Origin of the sequence: Streptomyces platensis (genome assembly GCF_008704855.1) — a bacterium.
Taxonomy (GTDB): Bacteria; Actinomycetota; Actinomycetes; order Streptomycetales; family Streptomycetaceae; genus Streptomyces; species Streptomyces platensis.
This window is the reverse complement of record NZ_CP023691.1, coordinates 92,940-110,991: the sequence shown is the minus strand read 5'-3', so window position 1 is coordinate 110,991 and position 18,052 is coordinate 92,940. Positions and strand designations below refer to the sequence as shown.

Here is an 18,052-nt window from a genome sequence, read left to right as displayed (position 1 = left end):
GGGCCGCCGCTTCGCCAAGTACCGCCGCACCAACGCCCGAACAACGCTGCGAAGAAGGGACACCGTGGCTCATCTGCTGATGGTCGAGAGCTGGGTCGGAGCGATGAGCAGGCTGCTCCCACGTGCGATCCGGGAGGGCGGACACGAGTTCAGCTTTCTCACCCGCGACCTGCACCACTACCTGCGCTCCGCGCCCGAGGGCGCCGCTCACCCGCTGCTCGGTGCCCGCAATGTGCTGACCGCCGACACCAACGACCCCGAAACGCTGCTGCCGTACGCCGAGCGGCTGCACACCGCGCTCGGCTTCGACGGTGTGATCACCTCCTGCGACTACTACCTCCCGGCCGTCGCGCGCATCGCCGGCCGGCTCGGGCTGCCCGGCCCGGCGCCCGAAGCGGTCGAGAACGCCTGCCGCAAGGACGCGACCCGGATGACCCTCGCCGCCGCCGGGCTCCCCGGGCCGCGCTTCGCGGTCTGCGCGGACCGGTCCGAGGCTGCCGCCGCCGCGGCGGAGATCGGCTATCCGCTGGTGCTCAAGCCCGTCGACCTGTGCGCGGGGATGTTCGTACGGCGCGTCGACGACGAGGCGGAACTGGCCCGCGCCTACCGCGCCGTCGAGGGCTTTCCCGTCAACGCCCGCGGCCAGCGCCGGGCGCCCGTGGTCCTGCTCGAAGAGCTGCTCCACGGTCCCGAAGTCAGCGTCGAGACCGTGACGTTCGACGGAAGCACCCAGGTGGTCGGGGTAACCGACAAGAGCGTCGGTGGGGCACCGGCCTTCATCGAGACCGGCCATATGTTCCCCGCCGCGCTCCCGGAGGCCGATACGGCCGCGGCCGGGGAGACGGCCCGGCAGGCCATCGCGGCACTCGGACTCGACGGCGTCGTGGCGCACACGGAGATCAAACTGACGCCCGACGGACCGCGTCTGATCGAGGTCAACCCCCGGCCCGCGGGCAACCGCATCACCGAACTGATCCGCCATGTCACCGGCGTCGACATCGCCGCCGCCGCGGTGGACCTCGCAATAGGGAAGCGGCCCGACCTGCGCATACGCGACACCGGGCTGCGCAGTGCCGCCATCGGCTTCCTCGTTCCGGAGGCCACGGGGGTACTGGAGGAGATCGACGGCGCGGACCTCGCGCGGAAGGCGCCCGGAGTGCTCGAACTCCGGCTCGCCGAGCCCGGTACGGCGGTCAGGGCCGCCGGCAGCAACAACGAGTACCTGGGGCATGTCATGGCGGGCGACGCCGAGGGCCCGGACGCGCGCCGGTGCGTCGAAGCGTTGCTGTCCGAGCTGCGCCCGCGGGTGGTGAACCGATGACCACGCCCACCACTCATCTCCCTGCCGCCGCTTCGTACGACGACCTCGTGGACCGTGTCCTCGGCGGTGACTTCGGGCCCGACCCGCGCACCCAGCGGGTCGCCGTCGCCTTCAGCACCCGGCAGGCCGTACGCCATGAGAGCCGCAGCGCCGGCTACCGCAACGAAGTGCTGAGTCTGCGGCTGGCCGCCGCGGTCGGCTCGTGCGCGGTGGAGCCCGGTGAGCTGCCGGACGCCGCGATCGAGGACTGCGTCGGCGCGGATCTGGCCCGGCTGATGGCGCATGAACTGCGCCCGGTGCGGGTGGCCGCCCTCGACACCTATCTGATGCACGTACTCCCGCACACCCCGGCGAACGGGGCCCGGTCCTGGTCGCTGCCGGCCGGATCGTCCCTGCGGAAGTCCCGGGCCAGGGCACGGGCCGTCGCCGGACTGGTCGATGCCGCGCCGGGCGCCCGGGTGCTCGTCGTCGGCGTGGTCAACTCGCTGCTGGAAGCGCTCCGTGCGCGCGGCCTGTCGTATGTGCCCTGCGACCTCAAGGGGGGCACGACGGAATGGGGTGAACCGGTCCGCACCGACGCGCTCGCCGAGTTGGCGCACTGCGACGCGGTGCTCGCCTCCGGGATGACGCTCGGCAACGGCAGCTTCGAACCACTGCGGGAACACGCCCTGCGCCACGGCAAGCCGCTGGTGATGTTCGCCCAGACGGGCAGTGCGGTGCTGCCGCGGTTCCTCGGCTCCGGGGTGAGCGCGGTGTGCGCCGAGCCGTACCCGTTCTTCTGGCTCGACGGCGGTCCTGGCACCGTCCACCGCTACCGCGCCGACGCACCCGGAGCCGCCCGGTGACCACGGCCGTCCGGCACCCCACCGGTAACCGCGAGCTCCTCGGCCTGCTCGGCCGCACACCGCTCGCCCGGGTCACCACCGACCTCCCCTGCCCGCACCCCGGCTTCTGGGCCAAGCTCGAAGGGCTCGGCGCGGGCGGTATGAAGGCACGCGCCGCGGTGTCCATGCTGCTCGGCGCCCGCGAGCGTGGCCAACTACGGCCCGGCGCCCCCGTCGTGGAGTCCACCTCCGGCACCCTCGGCATCGGTCTGGCCTTCGCGGGCCAGGCGCTGGGCCATCCGGTCGTGCTGGTCGGCGACACCGAGCTGGAGCCGGCCATGCGGCGGTTGCTGCGGACCCACGGGGCCCGGCTCGAACTCGTCGACCGGCCGGCCGCCGAGGGCGGCTGGCAGGCGGCCCGGCTCGCCCGGCTGCGGCAGCTGCTCGCCGAGCTGCCCGGCGCGTACTGGCCCGACCAGTACAACAACCCCGACAATGTCGCCGGTTACGCCTCCCTCGCCGCCGAAATGGCGGCCGCACTCGACCATCTCGACGTCCTGGTGTGCAGCGTCGGCACCGGAGGCCACAGCGCGGGCGTCGTCGGCCCGCTGCGCCGGCACTGGCCGCGGCTGCGCCTGATCGGGGTGGACGCCACCGGCTCGACGATCTTCGGCCAGCCCGCCCGGCCCCGGCTGATGCGCGGCCTCGGCAGCAGCATCCATCCCCGCAATGTCGCCTACGACGCCTTCGACGAGGTGCACTGGGTCGGCCCGGCCGAGTCCGCCGACGCCTGCCGCAGGCTCGCCACCGGCAACTTCGTCAGCGGCGGCTGGAGCACCGGAGCGGTCGCCCTGGTGTCCGCATGGGCCGCGCGGGTCCACCCCGGAGCCGTCGTCGCCACCGTCTTCCCCGACGGTCCCCAGCGCTACCTCAACAGCGTCTACGACGACGACTTCGCCACCGCCCACGGCCTGGACCTGACCACCGCCGCCACCCGCCCGGTCGAGATCCCGCATCCGACGGCCGCGGAGGCGACCGGATGGACCCGGTGCGGGACGGTCACCGACCCGCTCGTACCCCCGGGCACGACCGGCGACCACCCGACCGCCCCGCTCCCCGGCACGACCCCGCACCACCCCGCCCGCCCCACCACCTGGGAAGAAGCCCCGTGAAGGTCAGCCAGCGCACCGTGCGACTCGAACTCACCGAGCCGCTGCGGATCTCCCGCTCCACGATGGCGGCCCGCGACGCCGTATGGCTCGCTGTCGAGCACCAAGGCACCCGCGGCTACGGAGAAGCCGTCACCAGCACGTACTACGGCCTGGACGCCGCCCGCCTCGGCCGGCTGCTGCACGAGGCCGGGCGGGAACTCGCCCGCTGCGCCACCCCCGAAGGCGCCCTCGACGCCCTGCGCGCGGGCGAACTGCCCGCGCCCGGCACGCCCCCGGCGGTGACCGCGGCCGTGGAGTCCGCACTGCTCGATCTCGCCGGGAAGCGGGCCGGCGTCCCCGTGCACCGGCTGCTCGGCGCCGCGGAAGCGCCGCACGCCGCCACCGCCCGCACCATCGGCATCACCTCGTACCGGGCGGCCGCGGAACAGGCACGCCTCCTGACCCGCCGCGGCTTCTCCGTCCTCAAGATCAAGGCCGGTGCCCCGGACCCCGAGGACGACCTCGACCGCGTCCTGGCGGTACGCAACGCCGCACCGCACGCCCGGCTGCTGCTCGACCCCAACGGCGCCTGGAGCCCCGCCCTGGCCGACACCCTGCTGCCCCGCTACGCCGCCCTCGGCGTCGAGGCGGTCGAGCAGCCGCTCGCCCCCGGCGACCCCGAGGCGCTCGCCGCACTCGCCGCCCGCTCACCGCTGCCCGTCATCGCCGACGAGGACGCGGTCGGCTTCGAGGACGCCCGGCGGCTGGCCGGGCGGGTGCACGGCATCAACGTCAAGCTCGCAAAGTGCGGAGGCGTCACCGCGGCGCTGCGCATCGCCGGCCTGCTCGCCGGCAGCGGCACCGCGCTGATGCTGGGCTGCCTCACCGCCAGCACCCTCGGTCTCGCCCCGGCCGTCCACCTCGCCGACCGCGCCCGGTGGACGGACCTGGACGGCCACTTGCTGCTCGCCCACGACCCCTGGACCGGCATCGGCGGCACGGACGGCACCGTACGCGCCGGACGGGAACCGGGCCTCGGCGTACGGCCGGTCCACGGCGCACCACCACCGGACGAGGAGCCGGCCGGCGGGGAGACGGCGGGCCGGCAGACGCCGGAGCCGGCCCGCGACGGGGAGGCGGCACAGTGAAGACCTGGCACGAGATGCGCCGCTTCCCGCTCGCCATCCGCCTGCTGCTGATCAACCAGCTCGGCGTCAACACCGGCTTCTACCTGCTCATTCCGTATCTCGCCGTGCACCTCGGCGAGGACCTGGGAATGTCCGCCGCGGTCGTCGGGATCATCCTCGGCGTCCGCAACCTGAGCCAGCAGGGCCTGTTCCTCATCGGCGGCTCGGCCTCCGACCGGCTGGGCGCACGCCGCGTCATCATCGCCGGCTGTGCGCTGCGGACCGTCGGCTTCGGCCTCTTCGCGCTCGGCGACGGTCTGACCGTGCTCATCGCGGCATCCGTGCTCAGCGGACTGGCCGGGGCCCTGTTCAACCCCGCCGTACGGGCCTATCTCGCACAGGAGGCGGGCACCCGCAAGGCCGAGGCGTTCGCCCTCTTCAATGTCTTCGCGACCACCGGCGCCCTGATCGGGCCGCTGCTCGGCAGCGTCCTGCTGCTGGTCGACTTCCGGGTCTCCGCGCTCACCGCCGCCGCGATCTTCGCCCTGCTCACCGTCGCCCAGGCCGTCGTCCTGCCCGCCTCCGAGGTCGCCCCCGCCACCAACAGCGTCCTCGGCGACTGGCGCGAAGTCCTCGGCAACCGCGTCTTCCTGGCCTTCGCACTGGCCATGGTCGGCATGTTCACCATGCAGAACCAGCTGTATCTGCTGCTGCCCGACGGCGCCCGGCGGGCCACCGGCTGGGACGGCGCGGCCGGTCTGGTCTTCCTCATCGGCACCGTCGCCAACCTCTCGCTCCAGATGCGGATCACCCGCACCCTCAAGGAGCGCGGGAACCGGGCACGGTGGATCAGTGCCGGACTCGGCCTGATGGGGCTCGCCTTCGTCCCGCCGATGGCCGTCGCAGGGCTGGGTGAGCCATCCGGCGGCCTCGGCGACGCCGCGCTGCGCGCACTGCCTGTACTGGCCGGGGCACTGCTGCTCTACCTCGGCGTCATGGTTGCCCAGCCGTTCGTGCTGGAGCTGATCCCCGCCTTCGGCCGCGCCGAACTCACCGGCACCTACTTCGGACTGTTCTACGTGGTCTCCGGTATCGCCGCGGCGGCGGGCAACACCGTCGTCGGCTGGGCCATGGACACCGGCGAGCACACCCGCACCCAGTGGCTGCCGTGGGCGTGCTGCCTGGGCTTCGGCCTCGTCTCCGCGGCCGGCGTCGTCTGGCTGCACCGGCTGCGCGGTCTGCCGGGGGACACCACCGACCCGGCACCGGCCACCGCGGCGCCCACGACGACAGCGAAGGCCTGACCACACCCATGGAAACGGACATGCACCGCGAAAACCTGCTGACCGACAACCCTGAGCTCTACGAGGCCCGCTTCCCCGACACCGAACGGCTCGCCGGCCGCTGGGCCGAGGACTGCCTGCGCCGGCACCGCTCGGGCAGCCGCGTGCTGGACCTCGGCTGCGGCACCGGACGCGACGCCGCGTATCTGCACCGGGCGGGCCGCACCGTGGTCGGGGCGGACCTCTCCGCCGCGATGCTGGCGCACGCCCGCACCCATCACCCCGGACCGGACTACGTCCACGCCGACCTGCGCGACTTCGACCTCCCCCAAGGCCCCTTCGACGCCGTCGTCTGCCTGGACAGCGCCCTGCTCTACTGCCACACCAACGCCGAACTCGACGGCTTTCTCGCCTCCTGCCGGCGCGGCCTCACCCCCGGCGGGCTGCTCGTGGCCGAGATGCGCAACGGCGCCTTCTTCCTCGGCCGTACGGAACTGCTCGACGCCCCGGCCGTCCACGACTTCACCTGGCACGGCACCACCTACACCTCCACCACCACGCTGTTCGTCGACCGCGCCGCCCAACTCCTGCGCCGCACCCGCATCTGGACCGCCGACGACGGCTCCCCGCCGCACGCGCAGCGTTCCGCATGGCGGCTGCTCTTCCCCCAGGAGCTGCGGCACGCCCTGGCCGCGTACGGCTTCGAGGTCCTCGACCTGCACGACGGGCCGGGGCCGCGCACCGACCCGGCCTGGCACGAGGGCGCAGCGCCCAGCGCCTCCGCCGACGGGGACCGGCTGCACCTCGTCGCCCGGCTGACCCGGCACGACTGACGCCCGCCCGACCTCCCGCCACCCACCCGCGCACAGCAAGGAATCCGCCATGTACGAAGGTCCCGTCCCCGACCCACGCTTCCCCGGCCTGCGCCGCCGCGGCTTCCTCGCCGCGGCCGGCGGGGTGGCCGGCCTCGGCGCGCTCGCCCTCGCCGGCTGTACGGGCCCCGCGGGGGACGCCGCTGAGGGTGGCGGCAAGCCCCGGCGCGGCGGGAAGCTGCGCGCCGCCTTCGCGGGCGGCGGCGCGAGCGAGACCCTCGACCCGCATCTGGCCAACCTCTTCGCCGACGCCGCCCGCGCCAAGGCCCTCTTCGACAAGCTCGCCGACTTCGGCGCCGACCTCGCCGCCGAGCCGCGGCTGGCCGCGTCCTGGGAGCCGAACGCCGCCCTGGACCGCTGGACGGTGCGACTGCGCAAGGCGACCTTCCACAACGGCAAACCGGTCACCGCCCGCGATGTCCTCTACAGCTTCCGCCGCATCGCCGACCCCAAGAAGGCGTTCCGGGCCAAGGCCTCACTGGAGCCCCTCGACCTCAAGGCGAGCCGGGCCGCCGACGAGCACACCGTCGAGTTCGCGCTGAAGCGCCCGACCGCCGAATTCCCCAACATCCTGGCCGCGTTCGGCGCCTATATCGTCCCCGACGGCGCCACGGACTTCGACACGAAGCCGGTCGGCAGCGGCCCGTTCCGCTTCGTCTCCTTCACGCCCGGACGCTCCGCCGTCTTCCGGCGCAACGACGACTACTGGGACGGCGCGCCCTACCTGGAGCAGCTGGAATTCCTGGTCGCCAACGAGGAGTCCGCGCGCCTCAACTCCCTGCTGGGCGGCCAGGTCGAATACGCCCACGAGCTGACACCGACGACCGCCCGCGCCCACGAGGGCAGGGGACAGATCGAGATCGTCCGGCTGCGCAACAGCGCGATGCAGGCCTTTGCCATGAAGACCGACCGGCCGCCGTTCGACGACAAGCGGGTGCGTGAGGCGTTCTTCCTCCTCACCGACCGCAAGGAACTGGTCGACGGCGCGCTTTCCGGCGCCGGAGAGATCGGCAACGACCTGTTCGGCAAGGGATACGAGTACTACGCCGACGGTCTGCCGCAGCGCGAGCAGGACCTCGACCGGGCCCGCCACCTGCTGAAGAAGGCCGGCGCCGACGGGCTGCGGGTCACCCTCGACACCTCGGCCGTGGCCGCCGGGTTCACCGAGTCCGCCGCCATCTTCCGCGACCAGGCCGCCAAGGCCGGAGTGCGGGTGAAGGTGGCGATGGGCAGCAAGGACAGCTACTGGCAGGACACCCTCGACTCCGGAACGCTGTGCTGTTACCGCTCCGGCGCGATGCCCATCGAATCGCACTTCTCCCAGCGCCTGCTGTCCGGCTCCACCACCAACGCCACCAAGTGGCACCACAAGGACTTCGACGCGCTCTACCAGCAGGCCCAGTCCACCAGGAACAAGGAGGACCGGGCCGCCGTCTACGCCCGTATGCAGCGCCGCCTGTACACCGAGGGCGGCTTCCTGGTCTGGGGCTTCGCCGACTGGATCCTGGGCACCGCCCGCACGGTCCGCGGCGTCGCGCACCGGGCCCCCGCCAACACGCTGGACTGGGCCCGCTTCGACAAGGTGTGGCTCGCGTGACCGGACTGCGATCGTGGCTGGTCCGGCGGGTGCTGCTCGGCGCCGGACAGACCGTCGCCGTCGTGCTGCTCGTCTTCGCCCTCACCGAGGCGCTGCCCGGCGACGCCGCGGTGGCGCTCGCCGGTGACCAGCCCGACCCCGGGCGGATCGCGGCCATCCGGGAGACCCTGCACCTCGACCGGCCCGCCCACGAACGCCTCGCGGCCTGGGCGGCCGGTCTGCTGCACGGCGACCTCGGCACCTCGCTGACCTCGGGCCGGCCGGTCAGCTCCTACCTCGCCGACGGCTTCGGACCGACCCTGCTGCTCGCCGCGCTCACCCTGCTCCTGCTGGTGCCGCCGGCCGTCGGCCTCGGCGTCCTGGCCGCCCGCCACGAAGGACGGCTCCTGGACCGCCTCATCAGCTCGGTGACCCTGGCGGTGTACGCGGTACCGGAGTTCGCCTTCGGAGTGCTGCTGCTGACGGTCTTCGCGCTGCGCCTGGGCTGGCTGCCGCCGACCGCCGTCGGCTACGGCGACGATCTGCTCGCCCATCCCGCGGCGCTGGTGCTGCCCGTAGTGGTGCTGCTGTCCCGGCCGGTGTGCTCGCTGGCGCGGCTGGTCCGCGCCGGCATGATCGAGGCACTGGCCTCACCGTACGTCGCACAGGCCCGCCGCTACGGCATCCCCGGCGCGCGCCTGCGCTATGCGCACGCCCTCCCCAACGCCCTTGCGCCCGCCGCCCAGCAGCTCGCCCGCACGGTCGACTGGCTGCTGTGCGGAGTCATCGTCGTGGAGGCCCTGTTCGTGATCCCCGGACTCGGCACGGTCCTGATGAATGCCGTCGCGGAACGCGATGTCCCCGTCATCCAGGGCCTGGCGGTCGTCTTCGGCTGCACCGCCGTCGTCCTCAACCTCGGCGCGGACCTGGGCACATACCGTCTGGTGCCCCGAACGGCGGTGGCGGCATGAGCCCCCGTACTGCCCCCGGCCCGCGTCGCTTCACCCTCTCCCTGCTGATCCTCACCGTCCCGCTGCTGCTCGCCCTGCTCGGGCCGCTGTTCGCCGGGGATCCCGGACCACGGGCCGCCTCCTTCACCCTCGGCGGTGGGCACTGGGCCGGCACCGACTTCGTCGGCCGGGACGTCTGGCGGCAGGTGCTGCTCGGCGGCCGCCCGGTGGTCCTGACCGCCCTCGCGGCGACGGCACTGGCCTACGCGGTGGCGCTGCCGCTGGGCCTCATCGCCGCGCTGACCCACCGCCGTTGGCTGGAAGAGCTGGTGATGCGGCCGTTGGACGTACTGCTCGCCGTGCCGTCGCTGCTGTTCCTGCTGCTGGTGGCGGCGGTCCTGACGCCCGATGCCGGCGGCCTGGCGCTGCTGGTGGCACTGGTCAACATCCCGGACGCGGTGCGAGCGGTCCGGGCCGCCACCGCCGAAGCGGCCGCCCGGCCCGCGGTCGAGGCACTGCGGATGCAGGGCGAGACCTGGTGGCGGACGGCCATCGGCTACGTCGGCCGGTCGGCCCTGCGCACCCTCGCCGCCGACGCCGGGGTCCGGCTGACCGGCGTGCTGTACCTGGTCGCCACGGCCGCCTTCCTCGGCGTCGGCGCCGAACCGGACGCCGCCGACTGGGCGGTGATGGTCGACCGCAACCGGACGGGCATGTTCCTCCAGCCCTGGGCCGTCGTGCTCCCCGCTGTGCTGATCATGGCGTTGACCATGGGCACCAACCTGCTCTTCGACGCCGCCCTCACCCGGCCCGACCGCGGGCCGGGACGGGACCGTCGTGGCCGGAGGCCCGCACCGGACCGTGGCGACCAAGGGCCCGCACAGGACCGAGTACCGCAACCCGGCCGCACCCCCGCACCACCTTCGCCCACCGACGGCCCGCCCCGCGCGCCCGGACGAGACGAGAAGAGCAACCCGTGCATCTGAACGAGTCCGAGGCCGCCGGGGTCCAGGACCTACGCGTCGAAATCGACGGCCGGGCCCTCGTCGACGGAGTGAGTCTGCGGGTGCCACCCGGCCGGATCACCGCCCTGATCGGTGCCTCCGGCAGCGGTAAGACCACCACCGGACTCGCCCTGCTCCACGAGCATCCGCCCGGCGCCAGGGTGACCGGCGAGGTCCGCGTCCCCGACGGCCTCGTCGGCTACGTACCGCAGCACCCCGCCGCCGTCCTCAACCCCGCCCGCCCGATAGCCGCCCTCCTCCAGGACATCGCCCGCACCCAGGTACGCCACCTGCCCCGCCGCGACCGCCGGACCGCGATCCGGGACCGCATCCTGCGCGCGCTCGCACAGGCCCGGCTCCACGACGGCGAAACCCTGCTGCACCGCTACCCCCACCAGCTCTCCGGCGGCCAACAACAGCGCGTCGTCCTGGCCCAGGCCCTGCTGACCGGCGCCGGCATCCTCGTCGCGGACGAACCGACCACCGGCCAGGACGCGGTGACGAAGCAGCAGATCGCCGACCAGCTGGCCGCCGTCGCCCGGGAGGGCATCGCCGTACTGCTCCTGAGCCACGACCTGGAGGTCGTCCGGGCCCTGGCCGACCATGTCCATGTCCTGCGCGCCGGCCGCATCGTCGAATCCGGCACCCCGGAACAGCTCTGGAACCGCCCTCAGCACTCCTGGACCCGGACACTCCTCACCTCCGTTGCCCCCACCGAGCCGCCGGAGGGCCCGCCCGTACAGAGCACGGACACCGAGACGCAGGTCGGCGACACCGCCTCCGGCCCGGCCGCCGCCACGGCGGTGCTCCGGGTGCGCAGCCTCATCGCCCGCCACGGCAGAGCCACCGTCCTGCGCACCCCCGAACTGCTGCTCCCGCCCGGCTGTTCGGCGATCATGGGCCGCTCCGGCAGCGGCAAGACCACCCTCGCCCGCTGTCTCGCCGGTCTGCACCGGAGCTACGACGGCGAGATACTCCTGGACGGTGTCGCGCTGCCCCGCAGCCTCCGCGACCGCACCCGCGAGCAGCTGGCCGCGGTCCAGTACGTCTTCCAGGACTCCCGCGCCGCCTTCGACGAACACCGCCCGGTCCTCGACCAGGTGGCACGCAGCGCCGTCCGGCTGCGCGCGGCCCCGCGCACCGAAGCCCTGGCCGAGGCCGAGCGCACCTTGCACACCCTCGGGCTGCCCGGTGACCTCGTACGCCGCCGGCCCACGGAGCTCTCCGGCGGTGAACTCCAGCGCGCCGCCCTGGCCCGCGCCCTGCTCGCCCGCCCCCGGGTCCTGATCTGCGATGAGATCACCTCCGGACAGGACGCCGTCACCCGCCGCAGCCTCCGCACACTCCTCGCCGGCCTCGTACGCACCCACCCGGACCTGTCCCTGGTCCTCATCACCCATGACCGCGACACCGCGACCCTGGCCACCCGTATCGCCGTGCTCGACGACGGCCACGTCGTCGAACAGGGCCCGGCCGGCCAACTGCTCACCGCCCCCCAGCACCCCCTCACCGCCGCCCTGCTGCAACCGGCACCCGACGTCGGGGTCATGTCCGGGATGAGGGACTGACGGAGCGCGCCATCAAAGCCCGGGGAGCCGCCGAGGGGAGCCGCACCACCGGCTCCCCTCCCGGCCCGCGCGGCCTACCCCCCGCCGGGAACGTCCACCAGCCGCAGCGGCAGCGACTTCAGTCCGTGAATGAAGTTCGATACCAGCCGCTGCGGCGGACCGGCGACCGCCAGGGCGGGCAGCAGACGGCAGGTCTCCTCGTACAGCACCCGCAGTTGCAGCCGGGCGAGATGGGCGCCCAGGCAGACATGCGGCCCGTCGCCGAAGGAGACATGGGGATTGGCGGAGCGGGCCAGGTCCAGGCGGTGCGGGTCGGCGAAGACCCGTTCGTCGTAATTCGCCGAACCGTGGAAGACCACCACCTTGTCGCCGGCGTGAAGGGTGCGGCCGGCCAGTTCGGTGTCGTATGCCGCGGTACGGCGGAAGCTGAGCACCGGCGGATGCCAGCGCAGCAGTTCCTCGACGGCCGTCGCCGTCCCCACGGCGCCCGCGCGCAGCCGGCGGTACGCGTCCGGGTGCCGGGCCAGCGCCAGCAGTCCGCCGGGGGCCGCACTGCGCACGGTGTCATTGCCCGCGATGGTCAGCAGAAAGAAGAACATCTCCAGCTCGGGCGTGGCCAGTTCCGGGTCCGAGGCGAGCACCGTCATCACATCGTCGCCCGGACACCGGCGCTTGTGGGCGGCCAGTTCCCGTGCGAAGCCGAACATGTCCTGGAGCAGCGCCGGGGAGCGCGGGTTGGCGGGCCGCCCGTCCGGGCCGGAGGCGGGCGGGCCGGCCTCGTCCGGGTCCTGGTAGCCGATGACGCGCCGGGTCCAGTCCAGGAGCAGCCCGCGCTCAGCGGCCGGCACCCCGAGCAGATCCGCGAGGTTGAGCAGCGCGAAGTCGTCGGTGACCGCGGGGACGAGGTCACCCACCCCGTCCCCGGCGCGCGCCGTGCCGACCGCCGCCGTCAGCAGCGCACGGGCCCGCTCGCGTATGACGGTGCCGAAGCGGTCGATCCGGCGAGGGGTGAACGCGCGGCTGACCGCACGGCGCAGCCGCCCGTGGTCGGGGGGATCCTGATTGAGCATCATGCGGCGGATGAACGGCAGATCGGCGGGGTCGGGATCGCGGATCTGGGTGGCGCCCAGGTGCGAGGAGAAGGTCCGGGCGTCCTTCAGGACCCGTACGACGTCCTGGTGGCGGGTGACCGCCCAGAAGCCCGGCCCGGCCGGCCAGCCGAGCACCTCGGGCTCCTCCTGCCAGGCCACCGGATACCGGTCGCGCAAGAGCCGGTACGCCGCGTGCGGCAGCCCGTCGGCGTAGCCGCGCGGGTCGAAGACGTCCGGCACCTCCCGGTCCGCGGCGTCGGCTGCGGATACGGTCATCCCGCCGCCGCTCCGTCATCGTCGGCGCGCAGGAAGTCCTCCACCGCCCGGATCAGTTCGAGCGGGGTCTCGTCCATGGCGTAGTGCCCTGCCGAGGGCAGCTCGACCAGCTCACTGCGGGTGTACCACCGCAGCCAGGTCTGCCGGGTCAGCTCCGCGTTGAGCGCGGGATCCAGCGTGCCGGTCACCGCCAGCGCGGGCACCGCCGACCCCTCGACCTCCGCGGCGAATCCCTCCCCGGACCAGGAATCCAGCCAGGAACGGAACGCCTTCGGGTCGCTGCACTCCAGCGACCGCCGCACCATCCGGTCCAGCCAGGCGGCGGGCCGCTGCCCGCCCGTGGTGAGGTCGAGGATGGCGCGCCGGTTCCCGGGGGTGTGGGCAGCGGAGGAGAACAGCTCCCACTGCTCCGGCGGCAGCGGCAGACCCGAGGCGGGGACCGGAGAGATGCCGACCATCCGGCGCACCCGGCGCGGCGCCGCGGCCAGCACCCGCTGGACGACGCTTGCACCCATCGAATGGCCGATCACCGAGAACCGCTCCCAGCCCAGCCGGTTGGCGAGCGCCAGCACATCCGCCGCCCCCTCACCGGTGGTGTACGCGCCGTCCGCGTCCTTCGCCTCGCCGTAGCCACGGAGATCGACCAGCGCGTACTGGAACGCGTCCTGGTCCAGATCGGGCCGGACCGGATCGAAGGCGGACCGGTCGGCGAACCACCCGTGCACGGCGATGACCTTGTGCGAACCCGTGCCGTGCAAGGCATGGGGCAGTACGAAGGAAGCCACGCTCACTCCAACCGTGTGACGGAACCTGCCGTGAAATACGGCCAAGGGGCCTTGGTGCGACCACAGTGGCCGTAACCTCCCCGCCCTGCAAGGGCGCCACGGCGCCGCTGATCCGGGGGAGCGCGCGCCGCGCGTATGTATCGGATGATCGACCGGGTATGCCACCGGCGCATTCAGGCCGCAGCGGCGCGCGCCCGGCCGGAGGGAGGAATCTGCGCCGTAAACCTCCGGTTCGCCTGTCGCGTTTTCCGTCACGGCTCGTTGTCGCTCACGTGATTCCCTGCAACAGCCCGACCTCGGGCATCAACAGCACCAAGAGGCCGCAGAGCGTCAGCTGGGCCGGACGTATCGCCCTGATCGAACCCGCCCCCAGGTCGGCCCGCTACGCCCGCTATCTCGCCCCCCATTGGAAGGGCATGGCGCGCCTCGACAGCGCCAACGGCATCGGCGCCCTCCCGGCCGCGCTCCTGCTGCTGCTCACCGCGGCCCTGCTGTTCGGCGCCGGGGGAGCGGGCGCGGCCCTGGCGGTGCGAGCCGTCTGCGGCGAGCCCCATCTGCTCGGATTCTGGCTGGCCTTCGACGCCGCCACCGCTTTCGTCCTGGCCACCTCCTATTGGCTGGTGAGCCGCTACGGCCTGCGGTTCTACGACACCGACCCCGTCGACAACGAGATCTGGCGCCTGGTCACCGTCGCCAACACGGCCTGGCGCGCCCTTCCCCGCCCCCATCGCCGTATCCACCAGCCCCGACTGCGTGCCGCCAACACGGCCGCCCGTCTGCTGCTCACCGACCACACCGACACCCGCACCCGCCAGGCCCTGGCCGCCCACACCGAACTGCTGCGACAGCTGTCCGTCGCCGTGCTGCCGGACACTCCGCCGCACGACCAGGCGGAGGAAGCCCTCACCGCCGCCCTCGCGCATCTGACGGACGAATGCCAGAGCCTCCGGGACAGCGCCACCCCCACCTCACCCACGCCCCTCCCGTCGCTCACCGCCGCCCCGGCCTGACGGGCCCGCACCACCGGCCTCGCCCGGTGTCCCCGGTCTCGTCACTCCCGGCCTCGTTCCTCCCGGGAAAGCGCCTCAAGACCGCGCTGGAGAAAGTGGCGTTCCGCTGTGTTGTCCGTGCGGGCGAGGGCCTTCTCGTACGCCTGGGCCGCCTCGGCGTCGCGGCCGAGGCGGCGGAGCAGATCGGCGCGGATGGCGTGGAAGACGTGATAGCGGTCGAGCGGGAGGCTGTCGACGAGGGTGAGCGCCGCCGCCGGTCCCTCGACCTCGGCCACCGCGACGGCGCGGTTCAGCGCCACGACCGGACTCGGGTCGAGGGTGAGCAACTGGTCGTACAGCGCACGGATCTGCCACCAGTCGGTGGCGGCCGCGGTCGGTGCGTCGCTGTGGACCGCGTTGATGGCCGCCTGAATTTGATAGGGGCCGGGCTGATTGCGGCGCAGACACTGCCGGACCAGGGCCTGGCCTTCGGCGACCAGGGCGTGGTCCCAGCGGCTGCGGTCCTGGTCGGCCAGCAGTACCAGATCGCCGTCCGGGCCGGTACGGGCGGTCCGCCGCGATTCGGTCAGCAGCATGAGGGCGAGCAGCCCCACCGCCTCCGGCTCGTCGGGCAGCAGCTCGGTGAGGAGCCTTCCGAGCCGGATCGCCTCCCGGCAGAGGTCCTCGCGGACCAGCGACGCACCCGAGCTGGCCGTGTAGCCCTCGTTGAAGATGAGGTACACCACGGCCAAGACGGCCCGCAGGCGGTCCGGGAGGTCGGCGTCGGTCGGGATGCGGAAGGGAATCCGTGCGGCGCGGATCTTGCCCTTGGCCCGGACGAGCCGTTGCGCCATGGTCGGCTCGGTGACCAGGAAGGCGCGGGCGATCTCCGCGGTGGTGAGCCCGCCGAGAAGCCGGAGCGTCAGCGCGACCCGGGCGGCGGGGGCGAGCGCCGGATGGCAGCAGGTGAAGATCAGACGTAGCCGGTCGTCGCGCACGGGTCCCTCCTCGGCCGGCTCGTCACCGGCGTGCAGCAGCGCGGCCTGTGCGTGCCGGTCGTCGCGGGACGCCTCCCGGCGCAGCCGGTCGACCGCACGGTTACGGGCGGTGGTGATGATCCATCCCGCCGGGCTCGGGGGCAGCCCCGCGGCCGGCCACCGCTCGACCGCCGTGGTGAAGGCGTCCTGGACCGCCTCCTCGGCGACGTCGATGTCACCGAAGACGCGGACCAGGACGGCGACCGCGCGCCCGTACTCCTCGCGGAACACCCGCCCGACCTCGGCCACGGTCGCCTCCGGCATGCCGGACGTCACCCGCAGGAGCCGTGTTGAAGCGGCCTGACCTCGATGGGGAGGGTGGTGGCACGGGCGAGCTTGCGCCCCCATTCGAGCGCGGCGTCGAGGTCGGGCGCCTGGATGACGGTGAACCCGCCGATGTGCTCCTTGCCCTCGACGTAGGGGCCGTCGGTCGTGAGCACCTCGTTGTCCTTCTGCCGCACCACGGTCGCCGTGCTCGGCGGGTGCAGCCCCCCGGCGAACACCCAGGCGCCGGCCGCTCTGAGCTCGGCGTTCAGGGCCTCGACCTCCCGCATGATCGGCTCCAGGACCTCCGGCCCCGGCGGCGGCCCGTCCGGCTGGTAGATGCTGAGCAGGTAGTGCGTCATGGTGGGCCTCCTCGGCCGTCGTTCCGCCGGCGCTGCGCCGGCCTCTCACCCTCTATACGAACGGCCCCGTCCCGAATCGACACCGTGACACGACCGTCGCAGATTTCCTGGCCCGGACGGGCGGACTGGCCTGGCCCGGACGGTTTCGCGGCGGGGCAGGGCGACGGAGGCCGCCCGGCACACATGCGCCGGCAGCCTGCTCCATTGGGGGAATGCACGCCCGCACACGTTCGAAGACCGCTCCGCGGTGATACCACCTCTGGGTATGCGCCGAGCGTGCGCACCAGCTCGCGCGCGGCAGTCGTCCCCCTTCCGGCGCTGGTCACGGGAGGGGCGGGAGGCGGTGACGGCCCAGTGCGGAACCGATCCGGCGGGGAGCGCGAGCGTTCCCCCGACGTCCACGGGAACGGGCCCCGGCGGCCCCGGGGCACCACGCGGCGCACCGCCCGCGGGGTCCGGGCCCCGAGCGTGCGCCGGGCAAGGGGCCGGGTGCCGGACCGCAGCCCGGGGAAGGGCGCCGAGGTCTCTCCGATACTGCGGGTCGTGGCCGGATACGCCTGGCGCCTGATCATCGTGGGCGCGGCCGCCTACGCGATCTTCGCGGCGCTGGGCCGCTTCCATCTGGTGACGCTGGCTGTCTTCCTGGCCCTGGTGCTGACCGCCCTCCTGGAGCCGGCGGTCAGTCTGCTGAGCCGCTGGATGCCACGGTCGGCGGCGGTCGCGATCGGCCTCGTGGTCGGCATCCTGCTCCTCTTCAGCATCCTCAGCCTGATCGGCGCGACCGTCGCCGGTGAGTGGGACGGACTGCGCCGGGAGTTCGTCGGCGGCGTGCAGCGCATCGAGCGCTGGTTCGAAGGGCCGCCGGTCCATCTGCGTCCGGGGACGCTCTCCGATCTCCAGTCCCGGCTCTCGCGCTTCGTGACCAGCCATCGCGCCACCCTGATCAGCACCGCACTCAGCGGCGTGGGCCAGGCAGTGGCCGTCCTGACCGTGGGGGTACTGGCACTCTTCTGCTCCATTTTCTTTCTGCATTCGGGCGACCGGATGTGGGAGTGGTTCGGCGGCCAGCTACCGGTGGGCGGGCGCCAACCCGTGCATGCCGCCGGGTGTGCCGCATGGTTCACCTTCACGGGCTACACCCGCGGCATCGTGGTGGTGGCCGCCATCAACGCCGTTCTCGTAGGAGCCGGACTCTTCGCGCTGGGGATCCCCCTGGCCCTTCCCCTGGCGGTGCTGGAATTCTTCGCCGCATTCATCCCGCTGGTGGGCTCGCCCGTGGCGCTGGCCATCGCCGCCGTGGTGGCGCTGGCCGCGAAGGGACCGGTGGTGGCCGCCGTCGTCGTGCTGCTGATCGTGGTCATCGGGCAGATCGAAGGCCATGTACTGCACCCCCTCGTGATGAGCAGGGCGGTCCGGCTGCACCCGGTGGTGGTGGCCCTCACCGTCATCTGCGGCAGCGTCACAGCGGGCGTACTCGGCGCGGTCGTCGCCGTACCGATGGTGTCGGTGGCCTGGTCCGTGTATGGCGTACTGCGGGTGCCGGCCGAGCCGGCTTCATAGGAGGCTGAAGGG

At 73.2% G+C, this 18,052-nt stretch carries 16 protein-coding genes; 12 read left to right on the top strand and 4 right to left on the bottom strand.

The features are described from left to right. The first annotated feature begins 64 nt into the window (after positions 1 to 64). The 10 genes from CP981_RS00485 to CP981_RS00440 are packed head-to-tail and all read left to right on the top strand — an operon-like array spanning position 65 to position 11,676. Positions 65 to 1,321, top strand: a complete 1,257-nt coding sequence (locus tag CP981_RS00485) for an ATP-grasp domain-containing protein (RefSeq protein ID WP_208852870.1) — start codon at positions 65 to 67, stop codon at positions 1,319 to 1,321. Next, a complete protein-coding gene (locus tag CP981_RS00480; protein ID WP_085924125.1) occupies positions 1,318 to 2,166 on the top strand; it encodes a Rossmann-like domain-containing protein in 849 nt (282 codons plus the stop codon). Before CP981_RS00485 ends, CP981_RS00480 begins: the two co-directional genes overlap by 4 nt. After that, positions 2,163 to 3,317: a PLP-dependent cysteine synthase family protein gene (locus tag CP981_RS00475; RefSeq protein WP_280116686.1), complete on the top strand. Its 1,155-nt coding sequence runs from the start codon at positions 2,163 to 2,165 to the stop codon at positions 3,315 to 3,317. Before CP981_RS00480 ends, CP981_RS00475 begins: the two co-directional genes overlap by 4 nt. Further along, the gene (locus CP981_RS00470) at positions 3,314 to 4,444 is read left to right on the top strand and encodes a mandelate racemase/muconate lactonizing enzyme family protein (protein ID WP_085924126.1); all 1,131 of its coding nucleotides are present in this window, start codon (positions 3,314 to 3,316) and stop codon (positions 4,442 to 4,444) included. Before CP981_RS00475 ends, CP981_RS00470 begins: the two co-directional genes overlap by 4 nt. After that, complete coding sequence (locus tag CP981_RS00465) at positions 4,441 to 5,727, top strand: MFS transporter (RefSeq protein ID WP_085924127.1); 1,287 nt, start codon at positions 4,441 to 4,443, stop codon at positions 5,725 to 5,727. Before CP981_RS00470 ends, CP981_RS00465 begins: the two co-directional genes overlap by 4 nt. Positions 5,728 to 5,747: 20 nt before the next feature. Next, entirely contained in the window at positions 5,748 to 6,539 is a 792-nt protein-coding gene (locus tag CP981_RS00460) for a class I SAM-dependent DNA methyltransferase (protein ID WP_085924128.1), read from the top strand. Positions 6,540 to 6,588: 49 nt separating this feature from the next. Further along, positions 6,589 to 8,175, top strand: a complete 1,587-nt coding sequence (locus tag CP981_RS00455; RefSeq protein WP_085924129.1) for an ABC transporter substrate-binding protein — start codon at positions 6,589 to 6,591, stop codon at positions 8,173 to 8,175. Continuing rightward, positions 8,172 to 9,125: an ABC transporter permease gene (locus tag CP981_RS00450; protein WP_085924130.1), complete on the top strand. Its 954-nt coding sequence runs from the start codon at positions 8,172 to 8,174 to the stop codon at positions 9,123 to 9,125. The genes CP981_RS00455 and CP981_RS00450 overlap by 4 nt, the downstream gene beginning before the upstream one ends. Beyond that, positions 9,122 to 10,090: an ABC transporter permease subunit gene (locus tag CP981_RS00445; RefSeq protein WP_085924131.1), complete on the top strand. Its 969-nt coding sequence runs from the start codon at positions 9,122 to 9,124 to the stop codon at positions 10,088 to 10,090. The genes CP981_RS00450 and CP981_RS00445 overlap by 4 nt, the downstream gene beginning before the upstream one ends. Beyond that, positions 10,087 to 11,676: an ABC transporter ATP-binding protein gene (locus CP981_RS00440; protein ID WP_425282200.1), complete on the top strand. Its 1,590-nt coding sequence runs from the start codon at positions 10,087 to 10,089 to the stop codon at positions 11,674 to 11,676. Before CP981_RS00445 ends, CP981_RS00440 begins: the two co-directional genes overlap by 4 nt. Positions 11,677 to 11,750: 74 nt before the next feature. Here CP981_RS00440 and CP981_RS00435 read toward each other — a convergent pair whose 3' ends face one another. After that, the gene (locus CP981_RS00435) at positions 11,751 to 13,043 is read right to left on the bottom strand and encodes a cytochrome P450 (RefSeq protein ID WP_085924133.1); all 1,293 of its coding nucleotides are present in this window, start codon (positions 13,041 to 13,043) and stop codon (positions 11,751 to 11,753) included. Then, positions 13,040 to 13,828, bottom strand: coding sequence for an alpha/beta fold hydrolase (locus CP981_RS00430; protein ID WP_085924134.1), 789 nt, complete (start codon positions 13,826 to 13,828; stop codon positions 13,040 to 13,042). The genes CP981_RS00435 and CP981_RS00430 overlap by 4 nt, the downstream gene beginning before the upstream one ends. Before the next feature lie 272 nt (positions 13,829 to 14,100). Here CP981_RS00430 and CP981_RS00425 point away from each other — a divergent pair, with 272 nt between their 5' ends. Beyond that, positions 14,101 to 14,838: a hypothetical protein gene (locus CP981_RS00425; protein ID WP_085924135.1), complete on the top strand. Its 738-nt coding sequence runs from the start codon at positions 14,101 to 14,103 to the stop codon at positions 14,836 to 14,838. 41 nt (positions 14,839 to 14,879) lie between these two features. On the opposite strand, the gene CP981_RS00420 is transcribed toward CP981_RS00425, so the two are convergent. Both CP981_RS00420 and CP981_RS00415 read right to left on the bottom strand, forming a co-directional pair. After that, positions 14,880 to 16,118 (bottom strand): RNA polymerase sigma factor, encoded by a 1,239-nt coding sequence (locus CP981_RS00420; protein WP_085924136.1) that lies wholly within the window; start codon positions 16,116 to 16,118, stop codon positions 14,880 to 14,882. An 8-nt stretch (positions 16,119 to 16,126) separates the two neighbouring features. After that, entirely contained in the window at positions 16,127 to 16,480 is a 354-nt protein-coding gene (locus tag CP981_RS00415) for a YciI family protein (protein WP_085924137.1), read from the bottom strand. 489 nt (positions 16,481 to 16,969) lie between these two features. Here CP981_RS00415 and CP981_RS00410 point away from each other — a divergent pair, with 489 nt between their 5' ends. Continuing rightward, positions 16,970 to 18,040 (top strand): AI-2E family transporter, encoded by a 1,071-nt coding sequence (locus CP981_RS00410; protein WP_244329458.1) that lies wholly within the window; start codon positions 16,970 to 16,972, stop codon positions 18,038 to 18,040. The last annotated feature ends 12 nt before the right edge of the window (positions 18,041 to 18,052 follow it).

What these genes read in the sequence shown, in the direction of transcription:
- CP981_RS00480 (WP_085924125.1), top strand. Translation starts at nt 1,318, where the DNA reads ATGACCACGCCCACCACTCATCTCCCTGCCGCCGCTTCGTACGACGAC.
- CP981_RS00460 (WP_085924128.1), top strand. Translation starts at nt 5,748, where the DNA reads ATGCACCGCGAAAACCTGCTGACCGACAACCCTGAGCTCTACGAGGCC.
- CP981_RS00455 (WP_085924129.1), top strand. Translation starts at nt 6,589, where the DNA reads ATGTACGAAGGTCCCGTCCCCGACCCACGCTTCCCCGGCCTGCGCCGC.
- CP981_RS00445 (WP_085924131.1), top strand. Translation starts at nt 9,122, where the DNA reads ATGAGCCCCCGTACTGCCCCCGGCCCGCGTCGCTTCACCCTCTCCCTG.
- CP981_RS00435 (WP_085924133.1), bottom strand. Translation starts at nt 13,043, where the DNA reads ATGACCGTATCCGCAGCCGACGCCGCGGACCGGGAGGTGCCGGACGTC.
- CP981_RS00420 (WP_085924136.1), bottom strand. Translation starts at nt 16,118, where the DNA reads ATGCCGGAGGCGACCGTGGCCGAGGTCGGGCGGGTGTTCCGCGAGGAG.
- CP981_RS00415 (WP_085924137.1), bottom strand. Translation starts at nt 16,480, where the DNA reads ATGACGCACTACCTGCTCAGCATCTACCAGCCGGACGGGCCGCCGCCG.